Source organism: Opitutaceae bacterium TAV5 (assembly GCA_000242935.3).
GTDB lineage: Bacteria > Verrucomicrobiota > Verrucomicrobiia > Opitutales > Opitutaceae > Geminisphaera.
On the sequence record CP007053.1, the window covers coordinates 3,464,584 to 3,478,388 of the forward strand.

Below are 13,805 nucleotides of genomic sequence, written 5' to 3' on the forward strand. Positions count from 1 at the left end.
ATACGAACGCGATGCCTCGTGGTCGCTTGCCTGCCCTTGCCATGTCATTTGCGATTCGCCTTCCCGCGCTTGTTGCTGCGCTTGCTTTCACCGCCGGTCTTGGCGCCACGCTGTGCGCCCAGCCAGTTGCCCTGCCCAACCCGGGATTTGAAGAGGGATTGAAAGGGTGGTTCGTTTCCGCATCCGACCAAGGTCGCAGCACGGCTTCGCCCGAAGCCGCCCGCACCGGAAAGTGCGGACTTCGTATCTATGACAGGGATACAAAATCCGGAAGCAGCCTTTATCTGAACCGGTTCCGCATTGCCCCCGGCGCCACTTACGAAGTCACTTTTTGGGGGCGCAATGTCGAGGGTTCAGGCTTGTCCGTACACATGATCTTTGTGGACGCCGCGGGCAAGCACATGTCCCCCGAACACAAATACCAGTGCAGCCTTCCCGCCCTTCAGTACGCTTGGGGAAAGCGCATCCTCCATGCCACGGCGCCCGAAGGGGCCACCCACGCCACCCTCTGGATCCGTTCCTACGTTCCCAACACCGTTCTCGCCTGGCTTGACGATTTCACCCTCACCCGGGTTCCCGCCTCTGCCGGAGGCGAGGCGTTGCGCCAGCAGCAGGCCGTCAGTTACTCCATTCCGGAATGGATGTCCGAAGCCCGCCGTCTGCCTGCTTTTCCCAAACCCTTTCCCGAAAAGGCCTTCACGGACGGCCATCTGCCTCTGAAACTCCCCGGGACTGACGGCTCGCCTCTCCGGACGCCGCGCGAGGACTGGGAGAATGCCCGACGTCTCGTGGCGACCGACCCGCACTGGAAAAAGTGGCTCGCCTCCGGCCGGCGTGAGACCGACGCATGGATGACCCGCCATCCGCATGACCGCGCCGACTGGCGCGCCGGCTATTACCACGCCTTCATCAGTCCGCGCGACAGTTCGTTCCTCGTATGGGAAGACCGGATTCCGGGAGAAGAGACCGACACGTTCCGAAGCCGCTCCGGTCACGAGGTGAAGGTGACGCCCGCTCTCCTCAACGCATGGGTATTCGGTTTCCGCTCACGCCACGTCGGCAAGGCGACCGAAGCGGCCCGTCTCTACCGCATCACCGGCGAGGAACGTTATGCATCCTGGGCGGCCGCCCAGATCGACTACTACGCGCAAAACCTTCCCAACTGGCCCCTCCATCCCAATATCCACGAACACTCCCGTCTCGGCTACCAGGCTCTCGATGACACCCTCTGGGTCAGTGGTCTCACCGAGACGGTCCGGCTTCTCGACGGTTATCCCGGCCTCACGCCGGAACGCCGCCGCATGTGGTTCGAGCAGTTTTTCAGGCCGCAAGCCGACATGCTTTCGGGCAACTATCAGGTTATCCACAACAAGGGAGTATGGCACCGGGCCACCGAAGCCCGTGTGGCGCTCCTGTTCGACGACGACGCGATGTGGCGCCGGGCGCTTGAAGGTCCCTGGGGTCTGCGCGAACAATTCCGCCGCGGCGTGACCTCCGACTATTTCTGGTACGAGCAGTCGCTGGATTATAACAACTTCATCATAAACGCCACGCATCCGCTCCTGCTCTTCGCCGGGCTCCTGGGCAAGGGTCATCTCCTGCGGGAGGAGGCCGCCATGATCCAGAACCTCATGCTCGCCCCGCTCATGATCCGCTTCCCGGATGGCGTCCTCCCCAATCCGGCTGACTCCACGCAAATCCTGCGCGCTCCCTCTCCGTGGTTGAAGGATGGATACCGCGTTCTTCCGACGGTATGGGGAATCGCCCGGCTCCAGGAACAGCGCCGGCAAAACACGGCGATGGGCTGGAGCACCCTGCTGGATCCGCCCGAAGCCATTTCCCTCGTCACGGAGGTGAAGAAGGAGGCTGCGGATTCCGGTGCGCCGCTTCCCGAACTGCCTCCGGTCGTTTCGCGATCGATGGAGTCCACCCGTTTTGCCCTTCTCCGGCGAGGCCCGTGGCAAGTCTTTTTTCATTACGGCCAGATCGCCAGCTCGCATGCCCAGGCCGAAGCCCTCAACTGGTCCGCCAGCCTCGATGGCGTCGATGTCACCCATGATCCGGGCACGGTGGGCTACGGATCGCCGCTTTACCGCGGATATTATACGCGCGGTCTCTGTCACAATGTGCCCCTGGTCAACGGCGAAGGCCAGACCCCTGCCGACCCGGGCAAACTCCTGCTCTTTGATCCGGCCCGCGCCATTGTCATCGCGGCCCAGCCCCGCTACCGTCCCGATGCATCCGCCGCCCGGACCCTGCGCATCGACGGCGAGGGCGCGGATGCCCGCCTCGTCGATGAAGTCACCGTTGCGCTGACCGATCCGCTCACCCCCGATGCATGCCTGGGCCTTGCGCTTCACCTGCAAGGAACGCCGCACCTTTCCGATGCCTTTGCACCCGTCGATCGCGATGCGTTTCTCTCCGCTCATTCCGAACCCTTCCGGCAGTGGAACGACATCCGGGCCGCTACCTTTTCCGATACCGCCACCCTCTCCGTGACACTCGCGGGCGGACGCCGCATGAGTATCCGATTCTCTACGACAGGGAAATTTATCCTCGTCCATGCCGACACGCCCGACGCCCCGCCCGGCCACCGTTGCGGTTTCTATATCGAAAAAACCGGCCCTGCCCGATCCGCCACGTTCACCACCGAATTTATTCCCGAATGATGATTCCTGCCGCCCGCGCCCTTCTTCCGCTGGTCCTCGTTGCTTCCGCCCTCATGGCGTCCGCCGCCATGCCTCCATCGTCTTCCGCTCCCGTGCTCGTGGAGCTCGATTACGCCGGACTTCTGGCCATCCGCGCCGAACTCGACTCTCCCTCTCCGCCCGCTGCGCTGGCGGCAGCCCGCTCGGTCCTTGTCAGGAAAGCCGACGGGCTCCTTCCGTTACCCGCCGGGTCTGTCATGGAGAAAACCTCGTTGCCTCCCTCCGGCGACCGTCACGACTTTTACGCGACCGGAAAATACGCATGGCCCAATCCCGATACCTCCGACGGCATGCCCTGGATACGCCGCGACGGCTACTCCAATCCCGATGCGTGGGGACCCGATTACGACCGGCGGCGTCTCGGCGAAATGCGCACACGCATCGCCACTCTCGGCCTGGCCTTCTTTTATTCGCGTGACGAGCGCCACGCCGCCAAAGCGGCTGAACTGCTTCGCGTGTGGTTCATCGATCCCGCCACACGCATGAATCCGAATCTCGACTACTCCTCCGCCCAGCCCGGTGTTCACGACGGAATGCCCATCGGGATCATCGAAGGTGTGGACTTCATCCGCATGCTCGATTCCGTCAAGCTCATCGCCGCTTCCCGCCACTGGACTCCCGCAGACGACGCCGCTCTCCGCCGCTGGTTCTCCGACTTCACCACCTGGCTGGTCGAAAGTCCCTTCGGTCGCAAGGAAGCCGCCGAATCCAACAACCATGGCGCCTGGCATGCGGCCCAGGTCGCCGCGTTCTCGCTCTACGCCGGAGATACCGGCCGCCTCACCCGGACGCTCGAACACGCCCGCCGCCTCATCGCTGCCCAGATCGCCCCGGATGGCACACTCCCGCGCGAACTCGTCCGCAACCGCTCTTTCTGGTATTCACTCTACGGTTTGCGCGCCTTTGTGACGCTGGCTCGCTGCGGTGATGCCGTCGGTGACGACCTCTGGCATTACAGGACATCCGACGGACGAGGGATTGAAACCGCTTTTAACCGGCTCATCCCTTATCTGACGGGAGCCAAACCCTGGCCGAGGAAGCATCTCGACAAGATGAATGCGATCGAGGCCGCGGCTCTCCCGTTGATGCGCGGGGCCGCGGACGTTTACCGGACTCCGGAACTCGGCAAGGCGGCAAGATACCTCATCGACAAGACCGGCAGCAGAAATTCTCTTCAGGGGCGTCTGCGCTATCTTCCGGCAGGCTCTTGAAGCCCGAAGGGGAATTGCCCCCCCGGGCAGAAAGGAAGGGGTGGTGGCATGGGCATCCTGCCCATGATTCCGGCGTGGCACGGGCTTCCAGCCCGTGTTCCGGAAGGCGGCGCTTCGCGCCGTCCACGGGCAAGGATGCCCGTGCCACTTTTTCTGCCAATCCGGCTTCCCTCTCTTCCGATTACCCCGTGCGCCTTCCTTGGGCAGCATGGATGTCATGTTGTTGCTGAAAACCGGATACCGTTCATGGAAACTGACGACGATAATAACGTGTTATCAAGCACCGTCCTTGTCCCCTCCGGAGGCCCGTGCGGTAGTCATGGGCATCATGAGTTTCATGTTCAATCCGCACCCTTACGACGACCCCAACGCGATCAATCGGCTCGCTCTGCCTGACGGCGTCGATGACTCGCTCGTTCACGGAACGCGTGAGGTTGCCGTCCATCTTGCCAATCACTTCGCCGCGCACGTTGCCACGAGGAGAAAACAGGTCATTGCATTCGAGGGCTACATCGGCGCCGGGTTCGACGATGTACTCAACCTCACGCTTCAGCAACTCACGCTCAAGGGGGTGGGTGCCACTGCGATCAACGCCGCCGCGACCGGCGGCCTCTACAAACCGGCCCACGTTCTCGATGCCGAGCTGGCCGGCCACCTGCCGACCGATCGCGTGCAGGATCCCGTGCTGCTTTTCGGAAAACGCTTTCACGGGAGATTCGAAGACCTCTTCGACGACGACGCAGTGGACCGGGTGCGCAAGAGCGTCACTTCAGCGACCGACGGCATCCTGTTTGTTTACGGCTGCGGTTGCACCGCCGCGCCGCTCCGCGATCTCTACGACGCGATCCTCTATTTCGACGTGACCCCGAAGCGCGTCATCCTCCGTGCCAAGGCCGGGCTCGTCGCCAATATCGGGGACACCCACCCGCGTCCGTTCAAGGAACTGCTGCGCCGGCTCTATTATGTGGACTTTGAAGTTGCCGGAGCACTACGCAGGGAGCTGCTGCACGAAAAATCCGGCGCATTCCGGTTCTACATCGCCCGCAACGCTGCCGGCGAATGCACGCTCCTTCCCCGCGCCGCGCTCGACGCTACCCTGGCCTCGCTTGCCCGGCAGCCCTTCCGCTGCCGTCCCGTCTATATCGAAGGCGTGTGGGGCGGCTCCTTCGTGCAGCGCATCCGCAACCTCCCCGCGGACATGGTGAAGGTTGCATGGGTCTTCGATCTCATTCCGCTCGAAGTCAGCATCGTCGTGGAAACGGCCGCCGGTCGCCAGATCGAGTTACCCTATTTCACCTTCGTCCAGAAAGAAGGCGAGGCGCTCATGGGCCCGGAGACCGTGAAACGCTTCGGCGGATATTTCCCGATCCGTTTCAACTACGACGACACCTGGCATGCCAGCGGCAACATGTCGATCCAGGTGCATCCGACCCGCGAATACTGCATCGACCAAAACGGCGAACACGGCCAGCAGGACGAAAGTTATTACGTCGTCGCCACCGGCCATGGCGCGAAGACGTATCTCGGATTCAGGGAGGGGGTCACGAAGGAGGCATTCATGCGCGAGGCCCGCCGTTCCGAGGCCGAAAAAACGCCGATGGACCACGACGCCTTCGTTCATGCCGTACCGTCGCGTCCGGGCACGCAACTTGTCTTGCCCGGCGGCACGATCCACGCCTCGGGCCAGAACCAGGTCGTGCTGGAGATCGGCAGCCTCACGGTCGGCTCCTACACGTACAAACTTTACGACTACCTGCGCGCCGATCTCGACGGCAACCCGCGTCCGATCCATACGTATCATGGCGAAAACGTCCTCGATCCGCGCCGCGTCGCACCGCAGGTCGAACGCGAACTCGTTCCCGAGCCGAAACTCCTGCGCAAGGGTGAGTCCGAAGCGGAGGGCTGGAGCGAGTGGCTCGTCGGCGAACACGAAGACGTTTATTTCAGTCTCCGCCGCATCGACATCGCGCCTTTCCGGCAAGCGCCGGACAACACCCGCGGCGTTTTCCACGTCCTCGCTCTCGTGGACGGCGAGGCGATTGTCATCGCCTCGCAATCCGACCCGGCGCGCTGTTACCATGCCAGCTACCTCGACATCGTCGTCGTGCCGGCGAACATCGGTCCCTACACGATCCGCAATCCCGGCAAACAACCGGTGGTCGTCCACAAGACCCTCCTGAAATAAGGGTAGAAGATTAACCACAGAGACACGGAGACACAGAGAAACAAACCACAGAGGAGAAGAAGCGTTTGTATCTCATGATTGCACTCGGTGCTTTCTCTGTGCCTCTGTGTCTCTGTGGTTGAAATCAGATATCTCCCGATGACGGTTTCTCTCAAAAGCGCTCCCTGCATCCTGGCCATCGACGCCGGCGGCACGTTTTTCAAATCCGCTCTCGTTGCTCCCGACGGCGAAATCCTCGTCGGCACGCAGCACACTGTCCCTGTCGATTCGCAAGGCCCCGCCAGCGGCATCCTTGCCGCCTGGGTTTCAGTCTTCAAGGCAGCCTTTGCCGCTGCCGCCGCTTCCACGCCCGCTCGTCGCATTGCCGCCATTGGCGTATCCACGCCCGGGCCCTTCGACTACGCCCGGCACACCAGCCTCATGACGCACAAGTTCCAGGCAATCCGCGGTCTCGACCTTCGCCGCGCGCTGGGAGAGTTGTATCCGGAAATAGGCGACATCCCGCTCCGGTTCATCCACGACGCCCACGCCTTCATTATCGGCGAACACGGGCGCGGAGCGGCGTGCGGCCATGAGCGCGTGATCGGCGTCACGCTCGGCACCGGCGTCGGTTTCGGTTGTATCATCGACGGCGCAATCCGTGACAACGGCTCCGGCGGCCCGCTGGTCAGCCTTTTTCGGAAACCGTACCGCGACGGCCTCCTGGAGGATTACGTTTCGCGTCGCGGCATCATCCGTCTCTATCGCGAACACGCAGGGCAAGGCGCACCGCCCGGCCTCGACGTCGCTGAAATCGCCTCGCTCGCCATCACCCGGCAGGATCCCGCCGCCCGGGCCGCGTTTGACGACGCGGGCCGTGCGCTCGGCGAAACACTGCGCCCGGTCGTTGACGAGCTTTCCGCGACATGCCTTGTGGCTGGCGGGCAGATCGCCAGAGCATTTCCGCTTTTCGGCCCTGCGTTGCGCGACGCCCTCGCCGGATGTGGTTCGCTGCGCCTCGTCACCGTGGCGCGGCACATCGATACCGCGGGCCTGTACGGTGCGGCGATGGCTGCCGCCGGCTGAGTGACGGCGTGTTTCGTGCGGTTACAGACCGCGGCAACCGCGGATCATGCCGATGAGGCGATGGACGTTTTCCGGCGCGATCCGGTCGGTGATGACCGAGCGCGGGTAATTGTGCTCCGTATCGAGCCGCACGCCGTCCTCGCTGCCGGGGCGGACAAAGTCCTCGACAAAATCCATGCCCCCGCGCGGCCGCATCCAGCGCACGTAGGGATCGGGGTCTTCCGATTCGATGACAATGTCATCCTTGAGGAAAACGTTGCAGTAGAGCGTGAGATCGCGAAAGGACGCGAACCACGTTGGCGGATTTACCAATGAGTCCCGGATGATAAGCGTCATACGGAAAGCTGTTCCTAGCAGCATTCCTGCCAAGTCCGGCCGCGCAATTTTTCCGGCCCCGGCCCCCGGCGGCTCCTTGGCAAAATCTGCGTCGAAAATAGCCTTCCGCCCCCGCCCTTGCCCCGTCATGAATGGCAGCTTCCACAATTTTTACCGATCTTTTCCGATCCACCTATGAGCACGACCACACGTAAACCCGTCCTCCTTGTCATCCGCGACGGCTGGGGCCGCAATCCCCATCCCGAACAGGCCAAGTCCAACGCCGTCAACCTCGCGCACAAGCCGACCGACGACATGCTCCACGCCACGTACCCGTATGCCCTCGTCAAGGCGTCCGGCCTTGATGTCGGCCTGCCCGACGGCATCATGGGCAACAGCGAGGTCGGCCACGAAAACATCGGCGCCGGCCGCATCGTCGACCAGGAACTGGTCCGCCTCAACAAGCTGTTTTCCGAGAAAAAACTCGCCGCCAACCCGGTCTGGCTCGCTGCCATCGACCGCGTGAAGAAAAACCCGTCTGCCAGACTCCACCTCATGGGCATCGTGTCCGACGCCGGCGTCCACGGCATGCTCGAGCACCTTTACGGACTCCTCGCCCAGGCCAAGGCCGACGGCGTGCCCGCCGACCGCGTTTTTATCCACGCTTTCACCGATGGACGCGACACGCCCCCCTCCAGCGGCGTCGGTTACGTGGAGCAGGTGGACGCCCAATGCCGCGAACTCGGCATCGGCAGGATCGCCAGCGTCTGCGGCCGTTTCTGGGTGATGGACCGCGACAACCGCTGGGACCGCGTTTCCAGGGCCTACAACATGCTCACCGGCAAGAAGGCCGAGGCCACCGCGCCCGACGCCGCCACCGCCATCCGGCATTACTACGACCACCCCGCCAGCGACACCCAGAAGGGCGACGAGTTCGTGGCCCCCACGTGGATCACCGGCGCCGACGGCAAACCCGTGGCGACCTTTGCCGACGGCGACTCCGTATTGTTTTACAACTACCGCGGCGATCGCCCGCGCGAGATCACCAAGGCGTTTGTTTACGATAACTTCGAGGGCTTCGACCGGGGCAAAAAACTCGACCTCTACTACGCCACGATGACCGAGTACGAGGCGGGCCTCCCGGTGCACGTCATCTCGCCCAAGCCCGAAAAGTTGAAAAACATCCTCGGGCAGGTCGTCGCCGACGCCGGCATCGCGCAGTTCCGCTGCGCCGAGACGGAGAAAAATCCGCACGTCACCTTTTTCTTCAACAATTACCGCGCCGAGCCCTTCCCGGGTGAAGACCGCGCCTGCCCCGCCAGCCCGAAGGTGCCGACCTACGACATGCAACCGGAGATGTCCGCCGCCGAGGTGACGCGCCTCTCGAAGGAGGCGATCCTCTCCGGCAAGTACGGTTTCATCGCCGTCAACTACGCCAACCCCGACATGGTCGGCCACACCGGTTCGCTGCCTGCCGCGATCAAGGCTTGCGAGGCGACCGATGCCGGCGTCGGCGAACTGCTCGCCGCGATCAGACAGGTGGGCGGCAAGGCGGTGGTTTGCGCCGATCACGGCAACTGCGAACAGATGTGGGACGACACCGTTCACGGCCCGCACACCGCGCACACGCTCAACCTCGTCGAGGTGTTCACGGTGGGCGAGGGCCTCGTCGCCGGGAAGACGAAGATGCGCGAAGGCGGCCGCCTCGCGGACATCGCCCCGACGGTGCTCGCGCTGATGGGCCTGCCCAAGCCTGCCGAGATGACCGGCGAGAGCCTGATCCTCGGCTGAGCGCGAGTGGCTCGCGCGCGCCTGCCCGGAGCGGCGGCATTCCTGCCGCTGCGACGAGGCGCAATGCGCCTCGCCACGTTTGCCGGGAAAAACAGCACGAAGTCGTGACACATTCTGTGTCACGGGATGTTTTCAGGTATCAGGATGCTCCGTCCGGCAAAGCGGCGGGATTGGCGGAAAAATGCCGCCGCTCCTATGCGATCGTCGTCTCCGCGACAAACGCCTCCGCTCCCCACGCGTCGCGGATTGTTTCGGTGAGGGCGGCGATAGCCGCAGCCGTGCCGGTTTCCGCCAGCAGCGCGAAGCAGGCGCTGCCGCTGCCGCTCATCCGGACGGCGGTGCAACCGTGCCGTTCGCGCAGACGCGCGAGCAGCGCCGGGAGGGCAAGGTGTTTTTCAAAGGCTACCGCCTCCATGTTGTTGAAAAGCAGATCGGCGGCCGGCGCATGTTCGCTGGCGAGCCAGGCGGCGATCTTCGCTTCCGCGGTGACGGCGGGCAGGTAGAGAGTGCCGCGGTCGGCCATCCGGCGATAGGCCCAGGCGGTGGAAACGCCGAAAGGGGGTTTGAACACGAGCAGGCGTTGCCCGCGCAGCCGCGCCGCGGCGGTTGACGGGAGCGGAGTCACCTGCTCGCCGCGACCGCGCATGATGACCGGGCCCTCGTGCAAAAACAGCGGACAATCGGAACCGAGTTGCGCGGCCAGCGTTGCGAGCGTGCCGGCGGAGAGCGGATTGCCGGCCAGAGCGTTGAGCGCGCGGAGCGCCGCGACGGCGTTGCTGCTGCCGCCGCCGAGGCCGGCGCCGACGGGGGTGCGTTTTTCGAGCGTAAAATGCGCGCCGCATTTTATGCCGGCCGCTCCGGCGAACAGGCGCGCGGCGCGGAGGATGAGGTTGCTGTCATCGACCGGCACGCCGGCGACATCGCATGAAAGGGAAAAGCGCGGCGGCGGCGGGGGCGTGCCGGCATCGGCAGGCGACATCGCGGCGGCGTCCGTCAGCTCCGCATGCAGCGTGTCGCCGAACGCGAGCGGGGCGACGACCGAGACGAGATCGTGAAACCCGTCCGGACGCCGTCCGGTGATGGCGAGAAACAGGTTGATCTTGGCCGGGCTGAAAACAGTGGTGCGCACGGCCGGCATGCAACGGATTTCCCGCGGGCGGAGCCAGCCCGGTTTGTGGCACGCGCCCCGGTAGTTGGCGAATCAGCAGTTTGAACCGCTAAAGAACGCTAAAAATGAACAAGACAATGAATGAATCGGAAATCCGGGACCGTCATGTCAGATGAAGCCATTGCGTGTTCATTTTATTCCGTGAGCTATTTCTTTAGCGTCGTTTAGCGTTCTTTAGCGGTTCTCCCGACTGCGGTTTTCAGGATTATGGGCCGCAGCCCGAGCGTAACCTTGCCAAGGCCCGTTATCAACAGGTATGAATGGACCGACTCATGAATCCCTCCGGCTTTGTTTCCCTCATGCCGATTCTCGTGGGCGCGCTGCTGTCGCTGGCTGCCACCGGCGTGGCGTTCCCCGCCTCTGCCGCGGAGGCTGCCACCGCGAGTGGACGTCGCAAGGCGCTGGCGCCTTCCCCGGACGCGCCGGCCGTGGTCGGGCTGCGCATGCGTTCGGGAGAGAGCGAGAGCCACGCCGTCACGCAGCTTTTCGCGGACGGATTCCTGGTCCTTCCGCCAGCGCGCCTGCCTGCCGGCGAGGCGACAGGATCTGACCCGGTGCCTGCCGGGCGTTTTGTACCGTGGGGAAGCGTTGATCTGCCGTGGCTGCTCGCGGAGGGCCCGCCGCTCAAGCCCGGCCGGGCCATTTCGGTTTACGGAGGCGAGAAACTCGTACGCCGCGCCGTCTGGCTGCAAGTGCGCCGTGACGATTATGTTTCTGCCACGGATACCGCCCTTCGCATCGAGCTGCGCCGCACGACCGGCGGCGCGGGCGACGTGCCGGTGGAGCTGGAGTGCATCTTTCTGCATGCGGAAGGCGCGACGTTCAAGGTGGCCGTCCGGCGTGTCGACTTGCTGGCGTTGCCGCTCGGCGCATCCACTGCCGTGTGGTGCGCACCGAAGGCGCCCCTGCTGGACCGCCGTCTGGTCATCCCGCCCGCCTCGCGCGCCGGCAAGCGTCCCCTGCACTGGGTGGTGCGCATCCGCAGCCACCGCGAAGTCATCGCGACGGCCGGCTCCGACACCGCGATCGTCAACTGGGTGGACAACGCCCACCTGCCCGATCCGCGTTCCCCCTTCGGCGGCACGTGGAAAAACTACGGCCAGTGATTTATGAACCGCCTCATACCCGCCATCGTTCTCCTGCTCGGATGCCTCGCTCCGGCCGCTCCCGGAGCCGGACCGGCGTCCACCGTCCGGGCCGGTGGTGACGCGGCGTCGACCGACACCGAAGCCCGCGCCCGTATCGATTTTCTTCGGACGGAGATCGCCCGTCACGACGATCTTTATTACCGGAAGGCCGCTCCGGAAATCAGCGACGAGGCCTACGACCGCCTCAAGCGCGAACTGGCCGCGCTCGAACGCCGGTTTCCCGATGCGGCGGCAGCGGCAGGCGGCGGGGCGCCGGCCGGCGAAACCGTGGGGGACGATCGCGTGCCGGAGGCGAGGTTCGCTCCGTGGCGGCACCGCGCGCCGATGCCGGGTCTGGAAAAGGCCTACGACGAAGCCACGCTGCGGCGCTTTCTCGGGCGCGTCGCCGGAGTGGCCGGCGAGCACGCGCTTGCCTGCACGGTCGAGCCCAAGATCGACGGCGTCGCGATCAGTCTCGTCTATGAAAACGGCCGGCTCGTCCGCGCCGCCACACGCGGCAACGGCCTGATCGGCGACGACGTCACCGCCAACGTTCTCGCCATCCCGGGCATTCCGCCTGTCCTCCGCTCCGGAGACGGAGAGGCGCCGCCCGCCCGGGTCGAGGTGCGCGGCGAAATCTGCATCACGCCCGGCGACTTTGCCGAACTCAACCGGCAGCGCATCGCCGCCGGTCTCGCCCCGCATGCCAGTCCGCGCAACCTCGCGGCCGGCTCGATCAAGCTCCGCGATCCCGCCGAAGTGGCCCGCCGGCGGCTGACGCTCGTGTGCTATGGCATCGGTGCGATGGAGCCGGCGCCGGTTGTCGAAACCCAGTCGGCGCTTCTCGCCCGGCTGGGGGTCTGGGGATTGCCGGTGATCGGCCACTGGCAACTCGCGCTCACGCCGGACGAGATCCTCGCCGCCGTGCGACGCCTGGGGCAGGCTCGCACCCGCGGAGAGCTTCCCTGGCCGACCGACGGCGTGGTGGTCAAGGTGGACGCGTTCGCCGTCCGGACCCTCCTCGGCGCCACCGGTTTCGCTCCGCGCTGGGCCATTGCCTGCAAGTTCGGTACGACCCGCGTCGAAACCCGGCTCCGTGCCATCACGCTGCAAATCGGCCGGACCGGCGTGCTCACGCCCGTGGCGGAGCTGGAGCCGGTCGCGGTCGGCGGCGCGACCATCGCCCGGGCCACGCTGCACAATGCCGACGAAATCGCCCGCCTCGACCTGCGCGTCGGCGACACGGTTGTCCTCGAACGAGCGGGCGACGTGATTCCGCGCATCGTCGAGGTCGTCCCCGAGGCCCGTCCGGAGAAAACGGTTCCGTATCTGTTTCCGGATACATGTCCGTTTTCCGGAGACAGGCTCGAAAGAGTCGCCGGCGAGGCCGCCTGGCGGTGTCCGTCGTCGGCATGTCCGGGGCGGCTTCGCCAGCGGATCGCCTGGTATGCGGGCAAACCCTGCATGGACATCCCCGGCCTCGGCGCGGCGCGTATCGACAGGCTGGTGGCATCGGGGCGGGTGGCATCGCCCGCCGATCTGTACCGGCTGACAGCCGCCGATCTCGGTTCCGGAAAAAGCGCGGAGAAACTCCTCCTGGCGATCGCCGCCAGCAAGCGGCGTCCGCTCGATCGCCTCGTGCTGGCGCTTTCGATCCCGCAAGTCGGCCCGGCCGCCGCCCGTGCTCTGGTGGAACGCTTCGACACGCTGGATGCGCTGATATCGGCCAGCCCGGCTGCTCTTGCCAGCGCCAACGGTGTCGGCGATTCCTCGGCCGCCGCGATCCATTCATGGCTCCACGATCCGGTGAATCGCGCCCTGATGGACGACCTGCGGCAGCTTGGTGTGGGCCCCTGAGAGGAAAACGGGCGTGGCTGGATTCGCTGACGACAGGAATGTGACCATGCGGAGGCTCCAGGCAGACGGCGTAAGGAATCCGCCTTGCATGCCCGGTAATGTATCCATTGTTTGAATATGAAATGCCCGCGCGTGGAACAAGCGGAACCGGTGCTTTCCGCGACAAGCGGGTGATGATCCCTGGCGTTGGCAGATGGCTGGAAGACTGATCCTGGTTGTTCCCTTCGGAAAAAAGTTACAGGGCTGCGGACGATTTTCCCTTGCATTGATCGCGATCACGCTCCCCTTTTTCAGGGGAACGATCCTTCACACCTCTTCCCTTGAGGCTTTTTTGTCTGGAGAAACCCTCCCTTTGGCTTCTCCAGGACTGCATCAATC

At 64.6% G+C, this 13,805-nt stretch carries 9 protein-coding genes; 7 read left to right on the plus strand and 2 right to left on the minus strand.

The genetic code is table 11. The features are described from left to right. Positions 1-11 precede the first annotated feature (11 nt). The 4 genes from OPIT5_14890 (at position 12) to OPIT5_14905 (ending at position 7,169) form a co-directional block, all read left to right on the plus strand. Positions 12-2,669 (plus strand): heparinase, encoded by a 2,658-nt coding sequence (locus OPIT5_14890; GenBank protein AHF91306.1) that lies wholly within the window; start codon positions 12-14, stop codon positions 2,667-2,669. Beyond that, positions 2,669-3,919: an Alginate lyase gene (locus OPIT5_14895; GenBank protein ID AHF91307.1), complete on the plus strand. Its 1,251-nt coding sequence runs from the start codon at positions 2,669-2,671 to the stop codon at positions 3,917-3,919. The genes OPIT5_14890 and OPIT5_14895 overlap by 1 nt, the downstream gene beginning before the upstream one ends. Before the next feature lie 319 nt (positions 3,920-4,238). Next, entirely contained in the window at positions 4,239-6,104 is a 1,866-nt protein-coding gene (locus OPIT5_14900) for a phosphomannose isomerase (GenBank protein AHF91308.1), read from the plus strand. Between the two features lie 138 nt (positions 6,105-6,242). Beyond that, positions 6,243-7,169: an ROK family transcriptional regulator gene (locus OPIT5_14905; GenBank protein AHF91309.1), complete on the plus strand. Its 927-nt coding sequence runs from the start codon at positions 6,243-6,245 to the stop codon at positions 7,167-7,169. Between the two features lie 21 nt (positions 7,170-7,190). Here the strand turns inward: OPIT5_14905 and OPIT5_14910 are convergent, their stop codons facing one another. Further along, positions 7,191-7,505 carry a hypothetical protein gene (locus tag OPIT5_14910; GenBank protein AHF91310.1) on the minus strand — a complete coding sequence of 105 codons (315 nt, stop codon included), beginning with the start codon at positions 7,503-7,505 and terminating at the stop codon, positions 7,191-7,193. A 174-nt stretch (positions 7,506-7,679) separates the two neighbouring features. On the opposite strand from OPIT5_14910, the gene OPIT5_14915 reads away from it, so the two are divergent. Continuing rightward, entirely contained in the window at positions 7,680-9,275 is a 1,596-nt protein-coding gene (locus OPIT5_14915; protein AHF91311.1) for a phosphoglyceromutase, read from the plus strand. A 193-nt stretch (positions 9,276-9,468) separates the two neighbouring features. Here the strand turns inward: OPIT5_14915 and OPIT5_14920 are convergent, their stop codons facing one another. After that, positions 9,469-10,413, minus strand: a complete 945-nt coding sequence (locus OPIT5_14920) for a 4-diphosphocytidyl-2C-methyl-D-erythritol kinase (GenBank protein ID AHF91312.1) — start codon at positions 10,411-10,413, stop codon at positions 9,469-9,471. Between the two features lie 302 nt (positions 10,414-10,715). On the opposite strand from OPIT5_14920, the gene OPIT5_14925 reads away from it, so the two are divergent. Together OPIT5_14925 and OPIT5_14930 are read left to right on the plus strand one after the other, a co-directional pair. Further along, positions 10,716-11,549 (plus strand): hypothetical protein, encoded by an 834-nt coding sequence (locus OPIT5_14925; GenBank protein ID AHF91313.1) that lies wholly within the window; start codon positions 10,716-10,718, stop codon positions 11,547-11,549. A 3-nt stretch (positions 11,550-11,552) separates the two neighbouring features. After that, positions 11,553-13,427, plus strand: coding sequence for a DNA ligase (locus tag OPIT5_14930; protein AHF91314.1), 1,875 nt, complete (start codon positions 11,553-11,555; stop codon positions 13,425-13,427). Positions 13,428-13,805: the final 378 nt, after the last annotated feature.